A 15,099-nucleotide genomic window follows, 5' to 3' on the forward strand; every position below is an offset into this window, starting at 1 on the left:
ACCGCTCTAACTCTTCGTTTCGACGCATTATCCCATACAAAGCCGTTTCACGATTTTGTTTGGAACACCCCAAACTTGCTGTCCTTTTGCAATCGGACAGCAAGCATTGGCTTCCTGACTACTTGATGTAGCCAGCCTGCGTCATCATCTGCTCAGCCTGTCGCTGCGCACCATCAAGAGCCGCATCGACAGTTTGCTGGCCTGCAACAGCCGAAGAAATCGCCTGACCAACAATCGTACCGATTGCCTGGAATTCAGGGATAGCTACAAACTGGATGCCTGTGTACGGAACAGGGTCCTTGGTGGGCTTTGTGGGATCAGCGGACTCGATTGCCTTGAGAACAGTTTCAGCGAAGGGTGCTGCCTTCTTGTAGTTCTCATTGGAATACGTGGATTGACGCGTGCCCGGAGGAACAGCAACCCAACCCTCCTTCTCACCGACCAACTCCACATACTTCTTGGAGGTAGCCCATTTCAGGAACGATTTTGCAGCTTCCGCCTTGCTGGTTGAGGCCGGAATTGCAAGGTTCCATGACCATGCCCATGCCGAGCCATTCGGCGTCACTTCAACAGGCGCCTTGGTAAAAGCAACCTTATCGGCTACCTGGCTCTGTGTCTTGTCGTAGATGCGTCCTGCTGCGGATGTCGCATCGATCCACATAGCGCAATGACCAGTCGAGAAGAGAGCCTGATTTTCGTTGAAGCCATTGGACGTGATTCCGGGAGGGCCTGCTTCTTTCATCAGATCGACGTAGAAGCTAATTGCCCTCTTCCATTCGTCCGAATTGATTTGCGGTTTCCACTGCTCATCGAACCAACGTCCGCCATATGTGTTTACGAGCGTGCCAAGATAGGCCATGTTTTCGCCCCAGCCCGGTTTTCCTCGCAGGCAGAGACCGTACTGCTCTTTGGACTTATCGGTAAGCTTGGTCGCAAATTCCTTGATCTGCTCATAGGTCGGCTCATCCGGCATTTTGAGGCCAGCTGCTTCAAACAGATCCTTGCGATATAGGGTGAACGAGCTTTCTGCGTAGAACGGTACGGCGTAGAGCTTATCCTCAACCGTTAAGCCCGCACGGACAGGCTTGATCAGATCGTCATAATCATAATCGTCGCCGAGATCATCCACCTCTAGCAGCCATCCTGCTTTACCCCAGATTGGCGCTTCATAACCACCGATGGTCATGATGTCGAACTGGCCACTTTTAGTTGCAATGTCGGTGGTAACACGCTGGCGCAGAACGTTTTCTTCAAGAACTACCCAGTTAAGCTTGTTGCCGGTTTCCTTTTCCCATTCCGACGAAAGCTTCTGCATGATGATCATGTCAGCGTTGTTCACAGTGGCAATGGTCAATTCTTCAGCTGAAGCAGCCCCCGAAAGAATGGCTAGCCCCGCAACTGACGCAATTAGCCCAGCTACATAAGATTTGGTTCGCATCTCGTCTCCTCCTTTACGAATGCATAGCAAAATTCTTACATGTGTAAAATTTATGAACAGTAGTTTGCTTCTTGTCAAGCGAGGCTTTTATGCAGTTCAGAGGACTGATATGCTATCAGCAAAAGCTCATTTACGATAAGAAATATTCTGTTTTTTTGCCCGCACATGCACGGTATTCGCGCTCGCACATCTCCGGGCGAATGAGATTATTAGTTTTACTTCAAATAGTTATATGGAATACATCGCATTCAAAATTTTAGATAATAAGTGATAAGGTTCAATGACCATCATCGTGACTTCCGCACATCGGGAAGCCAGACATCAATCAGCGACAGTGATCATGCGATATACGACTTTGGTGGTAATCTCTCTGCAAACTAACGATCTGAATTCAGCATCAGGCTGAACCGCGCATGATAAGGTGACTATCAAGCCGGCGCACTTCCGTTTCAATGGCGGCACCGCTTTCTTGGGCATTGATACGTGAGAACAGCATATCAAGCCCGAGCTGAGCAATATTGCGATAATCCTGCGCTACAGTTGTCAAAGGCGGACAAGTGAAGCGACTAAGAGGGTGATCATCGTGGCCAGCCACGCGGAAATCACAACCTTCTTCGCGTCCGACATGGCGTCTGCGTTCAAATGCAGCGGAGATCACGCCGAAGGCAAGGCGATCATTCGCACAAAGTACAGTTCGGGTTGGAAAGCCGCCACGATCAAGAATTCGCCCTGCTTCCTGATATCCAAGCTCTTCAAAATTCCAGTTCTTGGCGGTCATTGGCAGAACAATGGGTTCAGTTCCAAGTCGTTCCATAGTTGCAATATAAGCCGCACGACGGTCGAGCGCATTCTGATTAACGGCAGGCATCTCCAAAAAACATGGATGCTCTCCCGTACGACACAAATATTCGGTTATATTACCGATGCTTTGACGATTATCAGTGCCGACAAAAGGCTGATCTTCGCTGATACGATTATCGAGGAAGACTACCGGCATTGAATTCGAAAGGCTGGCCAGCAGTTTGGCGTCTGTATCAAAACCGAGCGGCGCCATAAGAACGCCCGCAATCTTGAGCGACATCAACGTGCGCATAGCGCGTGCTTCCAGCTTTCTGTCCCCATGCGAGGACAACACAATTGTCCAATAGCCTTCAGCCAGACAACGCATTTCGATCTGACGGATTATTTCCGCGTAAAAGGGGTCAGAAATATGCGGAACAATGACGCCAATGTTTTTTGGCTTCTTCCTGTTAAGGCTGACAGCAAAGATATTGGGTTGATAATTGTAGTCTTTAAGCGCCCTTTCGATACGGGCCCGGGTCGAAGGCTTAACACTCTCAGGATTGTCAAAATATTTAGACACAGTGGGACGAGACAGGCCGCTTGCAACAGCAAACTCCTCCATCGTCCTGATCCTGTTATCGCCCATTATACGCTCTTCCCGATCCGGCCAGAACTGTTAACTGACAGGCCTATTTTCTTTCTATGCGTAAATTTATTTTTACATAGAAGCAACACGAATTTATCTTTCGCACCGTTTTGCCCCTGATTTCCCATGAGAATTTCAACGGAAATCGGTGAATTTACAGGCTTTAAATCGTTATAATTTTTACACGTGATAATTTTTATATTGACTCGTTGAACAAGCTCTATCATGTCTAAGGAAAGCTCGGTGTTGGGCTCGTGAAGGAACCTGCCCTTCAGGGAGGTTTCAAGATTGGAAACAGTCTTGAGCCCGCAGGAAGATGTTATTTGTGTCCCCAGTCAGAAGGACGATCCGGCAAATGCCGGTTCTATTCGGAGGAAATCATGTTTCGCAAATCGCTCAGCCGCATTCTCTTTTCCGGTGTCGCTATCGCTATGATGGCGGGTGCTGCTTCTGCTGAAGGCATTGGCGCGTCACTCCTTACCCAGCAGCATCCTTTCTACATTTCGCTCGCAGACGCGATGAAGAAGGAAGCGCAGGCCCAGAATGTGCCGCTCGAAGTGTCTATCGCCAATCAGGATTTGAGCAAGCAACTCGCCGATGTCGAAGATTTCATCACTAAGGGCGTTGACGTCATCATTATCTCGCCGGTTGACAGCAAGGGCATACGCTCGGCAATCAACAAGGCTGAGAAGGCAGGCATCAAGGTCATTACCGTTGACGTCCCTGCAAACAATGTTGAGGTGACATCGTTCGTTGGTACTGACAATTTCGCCGGCGGTGAAAAAGCTGGTGAACTGATGGCAAAGTCCATTGGTGAAAAAGGCGATGTTGCAGTCATCGAATATCCGACCGTACAGTCGGTGGTGGATCGCGTTGAAGGCTTCAAGAAAGCCATTACTAACTATCCGGACATCAAAATCGTATCGGTACAGCCAGGCATCACCCGTTCTGAAGCCCTGTCTGCCGCTCAGAACATTATTCAGGCCAATCCCGACATCGTCGGCATTTTCGGCTTTGGCGATGACGCAGCTCTCGCAGCGGCGTCCGCGGTGAAGGCTGCCAAGCTTGAGAAGCAGGTAAAAGTTATCGGCTTTGATGGCATGGAAGAAGCCCGAAACGCTGTGAAAAACGATCCGGTCATGGTTGGCGTTATCGCCCAGTATCCAGACCAGATGGGCAAGGTTGCAGTTGAAACAGCTGTCAAAGTGATCAAGGGCGAAAGCGTGCCGGCCAAACAGCCAATCGTACCTGGCGTTGTCACCAAAGACGGCGAAACCAAGTAACACCGCGTGAAACGGCGGCACTCCTCCCAGCCGCCGTTTCCATTCCGCGCGCGGCAGCTTGAGCGACACTACACGCCAGAGCTGCCGCTGCGCACTCATTGACAGCAGACTTTAAGCGTTCCACGTTTCTTAGCGCGCTCATCTGCAGTATAACGGAGAGCGGAGGCCTAAAATGACAGCCACCAGTTCCGCAAAAGATATAAGCCCGAATTTGATGACCGATACAGTGCTGGAGATCCGCGACATCGCTAAGTCGTTCGGTTCGGTAATTGCGCTTAAGCGCATGAACCTGACTGTGCGTCGTGGGCGTGTGCACACACTTTTGGGTGAAAACGGCGCGGGTAAATCCACGCTGATGAAAATCCTGGCCGGTGTTTTCAAACCAACATCTGGCACGATTATACTCAAGAGTGCGCCTTATGCGCCCAAGAACCCGCTTGATGCCCGTTCCCATGGAATTTCGATCGTCTTTCAAGAGCTAAGTCTCTGCCGCAACCTCTCCGTTGCAGAGAATATTTTTGCTAATAATGAACCAAGTCGCTTTGGGTTCATCCGCAATTCCGAACTGAACGCGGAAGCCGACAAACTGATCAATGAGCTCGGTCTGCCGGTCGATGTGCACGCGAAAGTCGGTGACCTGTCAATTGCGCAGCGACAGCTCGTAGAAATCGCCAAAGGGTTGAGCCAGCCCGCAGACGTAGTTATCCTCGATGAGCCCACGTCTTCCCTTTCCGACAGCGAAGCAGAAATCCTTTTCACGATCATCGAACGGTTGAAGGCACGTGGCACGGCCGTTATCTATATTTCCCATCGCATGGAAGAAATCATGCGACTTTCTGATGACATTACTGTCGTTCGTGACGGTGAATATGTAACGACCACGGAAAAAGATCAGACCAGCATCGATAAGTTGATTGCGTTGATGGTTGGGCGTGAGATGACCGACATCTACCCCCCGCGCGAGGCTCATCGTCCATCGGCAATCGTCCCCCCAATTCTGGCAACCAAGAACCTCAGCGTGCCGGGTAAATTTCACAATGTCTCAATCGATGTAAAACCGGGCGAAGTGCTGGGCCTTTTCGGCCTCGTCGGCTCAGGTCGTTCGGATGTGATGAAGGCCTTGTTCGGCATGCTTCAGCCAACCGGCGAAATCATACTGGATGATAAGCCAATTACCCTGGCTTCACCAACGGATGCAATCCGCAACGGCATAGCTTTTGTCACTGAAAACCGCAAAGAAGAAGGTCTCGTCCTGCCTCATAGCGTCGAGCGCAATATCAATATGGTTGCGCTTGGTCAGCTCGCAGGCCCGTTTGGTATGATGCGCTCATCCGCAGAGCGCTCTGGTGCTAAAGCGGAAGTGCTACGTCTTGCCATCAAGACCGCTTCGCTTGATACGATCGCGGGTTCGCTCAGCGGCGGCAACCAGCAAAAAATCGTGCTGGCGAAATGGCTTCAGATGAAGCCACGCATATTGATCCTTGATGAGCCAACGCGCGGCGTCGATGTCGGTGCGAAATTCGAAATCTATCGCATCATCCGTGAACTAGCCGCCAATGGCGCGGCGATCCTGATGGTTTCCTCCGAACTGCCGGAAGTGCTTGGTCTCAGTGACCGCGTAGCCGTCATGCATAACAAGCATGTCGCCGCTGTCCTTGATGCCGATGACCTCACGCCAGAAACCGTCATGAGCTATGCAGCAGGAATGCAAAAATGAGCAACGCACAAGAAATTCAGAAAAAAGCAGCGGACGCGGAAGTCCGCCGTTCGCTGTTCTCCTCCCCGATGATCCGCCAATATGGCGGCATCGTCATTTCACTGGTAGTGCTCTGTGTCGTGTTTGCAGTGTTGAACCCGCGCTTCCTCGCCTTCAACAATTTCATGAACATCATGCAGCAGGTGGCCGTAATTGCGGTTGCCGCTTACGGCATGACATATGTGATCCTGCTCGGCGAAATTGATCTCTCGATTGGTTCCATCATTGCTGTATCCGGCATGGTGGCAGCTCAGGCCTTTGCAATGGGCTTCGGGTTTGCGCCAACAGTGATATTCACACTGGCTGCGGGTGCGATCATGGGCGGCTTGAATGGTGTCCTCTCGGCCAAGCTTATGTTGCCGTCCTTCATCGTCACCGTCGCAACGATGGGCATCTATCGCGGCATGGTCAGCCTGCCTACCAATGGCGCACCTGAAATCATCGAGAACGACACGTGGCTTGCCATCGGTTCTGAAACCTGGCTTGGCCTTCCGATTATCATCTGGATTGTCGGCGTCCTCTTCATCGTCAATTATATCCTGCTGTCTAAGACTGTATTCGGCCGCCGAATCTACCTGGCAGGTGGGAACAAGGAAGCCGCCATCTATTCCGGCATCCGGGTTGATCGCATCAAGATCATTGTTTTCATGCTTTCCGGTGTCATGGCAGCCATCAGCGGCATTCTGCTCTCGTCGCGCCTGTCCTCCGCACAGACAAATGCCGGTATGGGCTACGAACTTGATGCAATTGCAGCTGTCGTTCTTGGCGGAACCTCGCTTGCAGGCGGAGTGGGCACCATGGTGGGCACCATCCTCGGCGCGCTTATCATTGGTGTCATCAACAACGGCATGAACATGCTGTCAGTGCCTTATTTCTATCAGCTCATCGTCAAAGGGGTCGTCATTCTCGTCGCCGTCTGGCTCGATGTCCGTTCAAAGTCCGTCAGAACATAAGCAGCGGTATACATAAATGAAAAAGATCATCACCATCGGCGAAATCGTCGTTGAGATCATGGCCGTGGAGACTGGTAACGGTTTCAGGAGCGCCATTCCGCTGATCGGGCCGTTTGCCTCCGGCGCACCTGCTATCTTCATTGATCAGGCCGCAAAAATGGGCCAGCCGTGCGGCATCGTCAGTGCCGTTGGCAATGACGATTTCGGTACGCTCAATATTGAGCGACTGCAAAGGGACGGCGTTGATGTTTCGGCCATCGGCATACATCCGACCGCAGCCACAGGCAGCGCCTTCGTGCGCTATCGCCCGGATGGTAATCGCGATTTCATATTCAATATCAAGCACAGCGCTTGCAGTGCAATCGATCTGACTCCAGAAGCAGAAGCATTGATCGAAACCGCTGACCATCTGCATATTATGGGCTCGGCACTGTTTTCCGATGGCATTGTCGCAACCATTCATGAAGCGACAATCCGCATCAAGGCTAAGGGCGGCACGGTTTCCTTCGACCCGAACATCCGCAAGGAAATGCTCGAATTGCCCGGCATGCGCGAAGCCCTTGCCCATGCGCTTGAAAACACCGATCTGTTCATGCCAAGCGGTGCGGAAATTTTCCTCTTCACCAAGGCGACAGAGGAAAAGGCTGCAATAGAAGAATTGCTGGCACGCGGCATCAAGGCGATCGTCGTCAAGCGTGGCGCTGATGGTGCAAGCTATTTCGACCAGTCTGGTGAAATCTCTTCACCTGCATTCAAGGTCGAAGAAATCGATCCGACCGGTGCTGGTGATAGCTTCGGAGCAGCTTTCGTCACTTGCTGGCTGCGCGGCATGAAACCTGCACATGCGCTACACCTCGCCAACGCAACGGGTGCGCGTGCGGTCGGGGTCAAAGGTCCAATGGAAGGAACGTCCACCTTGGCAGAAATCGAAGCCTTCATTGCAAATAACGGAGCATTGTCATGAGCAGCACGCAGACATTGAGCACGCTTCCCGCACGGTTTTCGAGCGGCGCACGTGGTGGCATCACCTCGATCTGCTCAGCGCATCCTGTGGTCATTGAAGCAGCCCTGCTTGAAGGCATTGCAACCAAAACCGACGTGTTGATCGAAGCCACCTGCAATCAGGTCAATCAGGATGGCGGCTATACCGGCATGACACCGGCTGATTTCCGCCGCTTTGTCGAAGACATTGCAGCCCGCCTCGGCTTTGATACCAAGCGCCTTATTCTGGGTGGCGATCATCTGGGTCCAAATCCGTGGAAGCATCTTCCCGCAGAAGAAGCCATGCAGAAGTCCGAAATCATGATGGATGGCTTTGTGCGTGCAGGCTTCACCAAGATCCATCTTGATACTTCCATGGGCTGCGCCGGTGAACCGGTCGCTCTGCCGGATGCAATCACTGCGGAACGCGCAGCGCGTCTTGCCAGGGTCGCAGAAAAAGCAGCCGCTGAATCCGGTTTTGATCTGCCGGTTTATATTGTGGGTACGGAAGTTCCTATCCCCGGCGGCGCGATGGAAGAAATCGAAGATCTGGAACTGACCACACCGCAAGCAGCGCTTGAAACCGTTGCTATTCACCGCAAGGCTTTTGCAGCGCTTGGTTTGGAAGATGCCTTTGCACGTGCCATCGGTGTTGTCGTGCAGCCGGGTGTGGAATTTGGCAATGAGAATGTCGTCTATTATGATAGCGACAAGGCTACAGCGCTGAGCAGCACGCTCAATGAAATGCCGCAATTTATCTTTGAAGCGCACTCAACCGACTATCAGCCGGTAGAAGCGCTTACCGATCTCGTTCATGACGGTTTTGCCATTCTGAAAGTCGGACCGGGCCTCACCTTCGCGCTGCGTGAAGCACTTTATGGTCTTGACCAGATTGCAGCTTTTCTCGACAAGCTGCCGGAAGAAGAGACGGTTCGCGGCAAGCTTGAAAAGCTCCTCCTCAACGAGCCTAAGAACTGGGAGAAATATTATCATGGCGATGCGAGCGAGCTGCGCCTTCAGCGTCATTTCTCCTATAGCGACCGCATTCGCTATTACTGGCCACATCCTGAAGCGACCGCTGCCGTCAATTCACTCATGAAGCGTCTTGAAGGTCGCAAAATCCCGGAAACACTGATCAGTCAGTATCTCGGTACGCTTTATCCGGCTGTTGCCTCAGGCAAGGTCGAAGCAACCCCACATGCGCTGATGGTCGAAGCCGTCCGCAATGTCATCCGCATCTATGGCAAGGCTGTTGGGACCCATTGAGAGGGTTACAAAAACAAAGGAAAGGGCGGCCAAAAGGCCGCCCTTTTTTTATCACGCATTCAAAGACGCTATATCGATAACGAACCGATAGCGCACGTCGCTTTTGAGAACACGCTCGTAAGCTTCGTTAATGTCCTGAATATTAATCTTCTCAATTTCAGAGACGATATTGTGCTTGCCACAGAAATCAAGCATTTCCTGTGTTTCTTTAATAGAGCCGATCATCGAGCCAGCAAGGCTCTTACGACCCGGAATGAGCGAGAAGGCATGGACCGGCACCATATCTTCAGGCGCTCCAACGACAACCATTGTGCCATTCACTTTGAGCAATCCAAGATAGGCATTCCAATCAATCGCCACACCAACCGTGCAGATGATCAGATCAAATGTTCCGGCCAGCTTCTCGAATGTCTCGCTGTCGCTGGTAGCATAATACTCTTTTGCTCCGAGCTTCAGTCCGTCATCCTTCTTTGAAAGCGATTGGCTCAACACAGTGACATGCACACCCATGGCATTTGCCAGTTTGACGCCCATATGGCCAAGGCCACCCATGCCAACAATCGCGATCTTTTTGCCAGGTCCGGCCTGCCAATGGCGCAGCGGCGAATAGAGCGTTATCCCTGCACAAAGAAGAGGAGCTGACGCGTCAAGCGGCAGATTGTCGGGTATGGAGAGGACATAGCCTTCCTTGACGACGATCTGATCGGAATAACCGCCTTGAGTAGGCGTCTTTCCGTCAGCATCGACACTGTTATAAGTCTGCACCAGACCGGGCAGATAATGTTCATTGTCCAGATCACGCGTGGCACAGCCTACACAGGAATCAACGAAGCAACCAACGCCGACCTTATCGCCTACTTTGAATTTGGTCACGTTGGAACCGACGGCGCTGACAACGCCAACGATCTCATGACCTGGTACAATCGGGTAGACTGCATTTTTCCATTCGTTGCGAACGGTGTGAATATCAGAGTGGCAAACTCCACAATATTGAATTGAAATCACCACATCGTCTGCATTTGGTTCGCGACGTTCAAATGTGAACGGAACCAAGGGTTGATCCGCATCAGTTGCGGCATAACCTCTTGCAATAGCCATAATAAACTCCAATCATCGAAGCGAAACTGGGGAGAGAAGGGACGCTGAAATATGAACGATTTTCGCATAATAAGGTAGACCGATCCTACAAGCTTCTTGCACGATCCTGCAAAAATTGGTGTATCCTCTCGCAAGTCGAACAGCCAGGCATAAGTAAGTGGCGGTTCAATCAGTTATGAAACGAGGCCCATATGAGATCACTGGCAGACGCTTATAGCGAACTTGCATCACTGGCGGCTCGCTTTGTAAAGGAAGACGGTGAAGTCCGAACAGCCATCGAGGGGCTTTCGCTAAGCAGACGCTCGACGCCAAGCATTCCATGTCACGGGAGTTACAGACCGTGCCTCGCAATGGTCCTTCAGGGCGCCAAGTCTTTGCAGCTCGGATCTGCAACAATCAACTACACAACAGGTGAGTATCTGGTGACGTCGCTGGATTTGCCCGTAACATGGCGTGTTTCGGAGGCGAGCGTTGAAGCACCACACTTATGCTTGTCGCTAGCAATCGATAGTGAGAAGCTCGTGAACCTTCTCGGACAAATGGATATTCGCCGCAATTCAATCTCAACGGAGGCGAAACGGGGAATTGCTGTAAACGCGGCGCCTACTGAACTTCTTGATGCCATGGTCCGGTTGTTACGTTTGCTTGAAACACCCGGTGAAATTCCCATTATGGCGCCTCTTCTAGAACAGGAAATTCTATACCGATTGCTGACGGGTACGGATGGCGAGCGGCTTGTCAATATTGCAACAATCGATAGCCAGGCAAACAGAATAGCACGTGCAATTTCGTGGCTTCGGCAGAACTTTGCTCTTCACCTCAAGATAGAACAACTCGCTGAATACGTGAATATGAGTGTCTCATCATTTCACCATCACTTCAAAGCAATCACTGCCATGACACCAATTCAATATCAAAAGCAATTACGGCTTAATGAAGCGCGGAGACTAATGTTGGTTGAACGGCTCGATGCCGGTACCGCGGGCCATCGTGTGGGATATCAGAGCCCTTCGCAGTTTAGTCGCGAGTACAGTCGATTTTACGGTAACCCGCCACTTCGGGATATAGAAGCTGCTTAAGCTGTTTCGATCGCATCTGTTCATAAGAGCACGAGTTGCATTAATCGCAGCAAAACGCGCTCTACCGAGTGTCATCATCCATTCCGGGGAGGATAATTGACAGTGAGGCGCCACCGCCAGATCTGTTTTGCAACTCGAGCCTTCCACCGTGCGCGACAGCGATAGCCTGCACCACCGAAAGACCCAATCCCGTGCCGCCAGTGGCGCGTGATCTGGACACTTCCCCACGCCAAAATGGTTTCACTTCAACCCCACACATATCGTCCGGAAATCCGGGGCCTCGATCCAGAAGCCGAATAGCCAGAAATCCGTCAGCCAACTTATCAATTTCGCATCGTAAGCTCGCGCCTTCCGCAGCATAACGACAAGCATTTTCGACAAGTGCGAGGATAGCTTGTCTTATGCGCTGTGAATCAACCAGAACAACGGTTGGCGGCAGTTCTGCTGACACTTTAATATTGTTTGTATCGAGCATCGGTTCAGCCGAATGTAGAACTCCTTCAATCAACTGAGCCAGATCAATCTGCTCAGGGTGCATGACCAGCTTTTGGCCTATCGCCAAGGATAAAGTACGGAGGTCTTCGACAATCCGGGATAATCCTTCGGCTTGTAAAAGAAGATTGCTCAAGGCCTTCTTTTCCATCGGGAATATGCCGTCGACCATGCCCTGCATCGTGCCACGTAAAATTGTGAGTGGCGTGCGCAGTTCATGTGCCAGGGCCATGTTGTTGAAGTGCAGTCTGTTTTCCATATTTTGAAGGCTGGTGGCCATCGCATTAAAGCTATCGATAAGGCTCGAAACTTCCATAGTGCGTTTGTGAGAACCCGTCATACGAACTGAAAAGTCACCTGATTTCAACGCTTCGGCAACCACTGTCAGTTGCTCAAGTGGCCGCGCAATTTTTCTCGCCAAATATATCCCAATCGCACTACAGATGAGCGCCGAGAGAAGACCCGATACCAGAACCGATATATAAACGTTCCAATCCAATGGATCTGAGAACCTGTTGAGATATCGAAACAGCTCCTTAAGTGCTGCTGTATCCGGCACGATGCCCGCATTTAGATCCCGATAAGCATGTGCCGCGTCTGCGGGTAGCTGTTGTAATAGCCCTTCCTCAAGATAGGATGCGTACCAGTTAACCCCCAGATAAGCCAAGCCAACACTCAGCAATAACATTGCCGTGATGATGATTGCGGTTAATGTGGCAAGTGAAAGCGTTGGGAACTTCATTTTGGATCACAGAAACGATAGCCGATGCCTCGGACCGCAGAGAAAAAACCAATCTGACCCAGCTCTTCCAGCTTCCGCCTGAGATTGGAGATATGCGTGTCTACAGTTCGGGCGAGTGCATCGCTTTCTGGCAAACAGGCGTCGAGAATATCGGCACGTTCAAAGGCATGCGTCGGGCGGCGTATCATGTAAGCAAGAATTCGAAATTCACTTAAGGTGAGCTGTAAGGTCACGCGCCTTTCTCCCTGATATACGAAAGCCGAGTACGCCTTGAAATCGACCTCGAAATTACCAAAGCGTCGAACTGTTTCGTGCTGTGCTCCGTTCGTTCTGCGAAGCACTGCCTTTACGCGTGCAACGACCTCCTGCGGATTGAAAGGCTTCACGATATAATCATCAGCCCCAAGACGTAGCCCACTCAGCCGATCCAGATCTTCCGCCAATGCGGTTATCATAATCACAGGTGTATTCTCAGTCTGCCGCAAACGACCAAGCACTGCAAATCCATCCAGTTTCGGAAGGCGTACGTCCAGTAGAACAAGATCGGGCGATAGGTGGGCATGATGTTGAAGCGCCGTTTCACCATCAGCAGCGCGAACGGTCCGGTATCCTTCCCGCTCCAGGTAAGCGCTGAGAATTTGTGCGATCTCCGGCTCATCCTCTACGATCAGAACGAGACTGTTTTCCACCCTGGGCTCCGAAATTCTTTATTTTCTTCTGCTTAAACTTTGCTGCGTCGGTCGGAGTTATGCCGGAGAAAAGACCAACGCGCAATTTCCAAACAATAGATAAGCAGACATGCTGCTGTAGTTTAACACGGTGCAGATATGCTCTCCATCGTTTCTTGACAATCGGGGTTCAAATCGCGGCCATGTTAATTTTGCAAGGCTATCGAAATGCGAAACACAGTTTCCAGCCCAAGCGATGCCCCTTATCGGGTGGACTACACCAACAGCATTTGGTTTTCAGGGTGGACTGCGCCCGCTGTCAGCTTTCTCCTGATATCAAGTTTGATTTTTATTATGTTCCCTACGCTTGATTTAGCAGTCACTCGTATTTTCGCAAACGGTCGCAGCTTTCCACTATCCGAGAGCCCAATTCTCCTCTCAATACGCGATGCGAACCGTCGCGCCATGATTTATCTGCTTGTTCTGATGACTATCATGATCATTCTTTATGCGGTTAAACCGCGAAAATTTGAGCTTTTTCCACCTCACAAGGCTTTCTTTGTCATTCTATCTTTTCTCATCGGGCCATTTCTTACAGTACAGTTTCTCAAAAACTTTTTTGCTCGTGCGCGGCCACGTAGTCTGCTTGAATTTGGGGGCTCTGCGGACTTTACACCTGTTTGGCAATACGCTGCTCAATGCAGCCGCAATTGCTCCTTTCCGTCAGGCGAAGCCGCGACAGCCTCGGCAACACTTTCAGTGATTATACTAATACCCGCAAAATGGCGTCCGATTGCAGTTGCGGTTATTACACCGGTTTTGCTCTTTGCGTCGTTTAATCGCGTAATGTTTGGCGCCCATTTTCTCTCGGACGTTACCATCGCATGGGGGCTTATGTGGTGCCTGATGATTTGGCTTTGGCGACGAATTTCTCAAAATGCTCAAAACATAGATTATCTGATTGAGAACATAGGGCGTGCATTAATTAAATGACGACACCTAGAGTATCCGTCTTGATCAAGCCATTTTTGGTGCCCAACAGCGATGCGCTTTTAGGCGTGCATTTGCTAGCACGATGAGCTTTCGCATGACGGCTGTAATGGCGACCTTTGGCGGTTTTCCCTTTGCTCTGAGCTGATCGTATTTGGCTTTGAGGTCAGGATTGAAACGGGTAGCTCCCAGAGCAGGCATGTAAAGGACCCGTCGGATATTGGCGCGGCCACCGGCTATAAAGGTCTGGCCGCGCCATTTGCCCGACTGCCTCGTCATTGGGGCCAGCCCGGCAAGGGCTGCGGCCTGATTGGTTTCAAGTCTCCCCAGTTCTGGCATGTCTATGATCAAGGAGAAGGCAATGATTGTCGAGAAACCTGGTATGGACGTGAGGATAGAAAAATTTGCAGCCAATTGTGCATCCACTTGAATGATCGCTATGATTTCTGCTTCTATTGCTTGCATCTGGCGCTCAATCTGCTTGAGCCTTTCCGCATTCTGGCGCTTGAGCAGAGGAATGGAAAACGCCTTGGCGCGGTTCTTCGCTGCGGTGCGATCTTTGACCAGAGCCGCGCGTGCCAAGTGCAAGTCTTTGAGATCATTGTGGATGGGGCTTGGCACCGGACGTGGTGACAGTTTCAGCAATGAGCCCATTTTCGCCAGCATTGCAGCGTCAACCTTGTCGGTCTTTGCAAGCGTGCCCATGCCTTCAAACATGCGTCGAGCCCTGCGTGGATTAACTTTGACCTGCGGAAGATTGGCTGCAGCCAACGCCCTGTCTGTATTAGCCCTGTCCTGCTCGCAACATAGAACAGAGCACAGCGGAAAAGATTCATCGAAGACTGGACTGATGTGATGGCACCAATTGCCGGTCGCAAAGCCTGTTGATAGTTATCATGTTTAAAGTGCGTTTGTGCAGGGGAT

The 15,099-nt window shown here is 51.1% G+C and carries 13 protein-coding genes; 7 read left to right on the forward strand and 6 right to left on the reverse strand.

The window, feature by feature from the left end; all coding sequences use genetic code 11:
* Positions 1 to 118: 118 nt before the first annotated feature.
* Together CES85_RS22945 and CES85_RS22950 are read right to left on the reverse strand one after the other, a co-directional pair.
* Positions 119 to 1,438 (reverse strand): ABC transporter substrate-binding protein, encoded by a 1,320-nt coding sequence (locus tag CES85_RS22945; protein ID WP_095448163.1) that lies wholly within the window; start codon positions 1,436 to 1,438, stop codon positions 119 to 121.
* 397 nt (positions 1,439 to 1,835) lie between these two features.
* Positions 1,836 to 2,867 carry a LacI family DNA-binding transcriptional regulator gene (locus CES85_RS22950; RefSeq protein ID WP_094573764.1) on the reverse strand — a complete coding sequence of 344 codons (1,032 nt, stop codon included), beginning with the start codon at positions 2,865 to 2,867 and terminating at the stop codon, positions 1,836 to 1,838.
* Positions 2,868 to 3,298: 431 nt separating this feature from the next.
* Here CES85_RS22950 and CES85_RS22955 point away from each other — a divergent pair, with 431 nt between their 5' ends.
* The 5 genes from CES85_RS22955 to CES85_RS22975 all read left to right on the forward strand — a co-directional run bounded on the left by CES85_RS22955 (position 3,299) and on the right by CES85_RS22975 (position 9,106).
* Positions 3,299 to 4,150 carry a substrate-binding domain-containing protein gene (locus CES85_RS22955; RefSeq protein ID WP_404904580.1) on the forward strand — a complete coding sequence of 284 codons (852 nt, stop codon included), beginning with the start codon at positions 3,299 to 3,301 and terminating at the stop codon, positions 4,148 to 4,150.
* 172 nt (positions 4,151 to 4,322) lie between these two features.
* The gene (locus CES85_RS22960; protein WP_095448165.1) at positions 4,323 to 5,867 is read left to right on the forward strand and encodes a sugar ABC transporter ATP-binding protein; all 1,545 of its coding nucleotides are present in this window, start codon (positions 4,323 to 4,325) and stop codon (positions 5,865 to 5,867) included.
* A gap of 68 nt (positions 5,868 to 5,935) precedes the next feature.
* On the forward strand, positions 5,936 to 6,859 hold the full coding sequence (locus CES85_RS22965; RefSeq protein ID WP_094573771.1) for an ABC transporter permease: 924 nt from the start codon (positions 5,936 to 5,938) through the stop codon (positions 6,857 to 6,859).
* Positions 6,860 to 6,875: 16 nt separating this feature from the next.
* A complete protein-coding gene (locus tag CES85_RS22970) occupies positions 6,876 to 7,823 on the forward strand; it encodes a tagatose kinase (RefSeq protein WP_095448166.1) in 948 nt (315 codons plus the stop codon).
* Positions 7,820 to 9,106 (forward strand): D-tagatose-bisphosphate aldolase, class II, non-catalytic subunit, encoded by a 1,287-nt coding sequence (locus tag CES85_RS22975; protein WP_095448167.1) that lies wholly within the window; start codon positions 7,820 to 7,822, stop codon positions 9,104 to 9,106. The genes CES85_RS22970 and CES85_RS22975 overlap by 4 nt, the downstream gene beginning before the upstream one ends.
* 51 nt (positions 9,107 to 9,157) lie before the next feature.
* On the opposite strand, the gene CES85_RS22980 is transcribed toward CES85_RS22975, so the two are convergent.
* Positions 9,158 to 10,204: an NAD(P)-dependent alcohol dehydrogenase gene (locus CES85_RS22980; RefSeq protein ID WP_095448168.1), complete on the reverse strand. Its 1,047-nt coding sequence runs from the start codon at positions 10,202 to 10,204 to the stop codon at positions 9,158 to 9,160.
* Positions 10,205 to 10,395: 191 nt separating this feature from the next.
* Here CES85_RS22980 and CES85_RS22985 point away from each other — a divergent pair, with 191 nt between their 5' ends.
* Positions 10,396 to 11,283, forward strand: a complete 888-nt coding sequence (locus CES85_RS22985; RefSeq protein ID WP_095448169.1) for an AraC family transcriptional regulator — start codon at positions 10,396 to 10,398, stop codon at positions 11,281 to 11,283.
* Positions 11,284 to 11,344: 61 nt separating this feature from the next.
* Here CES85_RS22985 and CES85_RS22990 read toward each other — a convergent pair whose 3' ends face one another.
* Positions 11,345 to 12,517, reverse strand: coding sequence for an ATP-binding protein (locus CES85_RS22990; RefSeq protein ID WP_095448170.1), 1,173 nt, complete (start codon positions 12,515 to 12,517; stop codon positions 11,345 to 11,347).
* Positions 12,514 to 13,206, reverse strand: coding sequence for a response regulator (locus tag CES85_RS22995; RefSeq protein WP_095448171.1), 693 nt, complete (start codon positions 13,204 to 13,206; stop codon positions 12,514 to 12,516). Before CES85_RS22995 ends, CES85_RS22990 begins: the two co-directional genes overlap by 4 nt.
* Before the next feature lie 207 nt (positions 13,207 to 13,413).
* Between CES85_RS22995 and CES85_RS23000 the strand changes: the two genes are divergently transcribed.
* The gene (locus tag CES85_RS23000; protein WP_095448172.1) at positions 13,414 to 14,178 is read left to right on the forward strand and encodes a phosphatase PAP2 family protein; all 765 of its coding nucleotides are present in this window, start codon (positions 13,414 to 13,416) and stop codon (positions 14,176 to 14,178) included.
* 24 nt (positions 14,179 to 14,202) lie between these two features.
* On the opposite strand, the gene CES85_RS23005 is transcribed toward CES85_RS23000, so the two are convergent.
* Positions 14,203 to 14,946: a transposase gene (locus CES85_RS23005; protein ID WP_244923360.1), complete on the reverse strand. Its 744-nt coding sequence runs from the start codon at positions 14,944 to 14,946 to the stop codon at positions 14,203 to 14,205.
* Positions 14,947 to 15,099: the final 153 nt, after the last annotated feature.

This window comes from Ochrobactrum quorumnocens, from assembly GCF_002278035.1.
Taxonomy (GTDB): Bacteria; Pseudomonadota; Alphaproteobacteria; order Rhizobiales; family Rhizobiaceae; genus Brucella; species Brucella quorumnocens.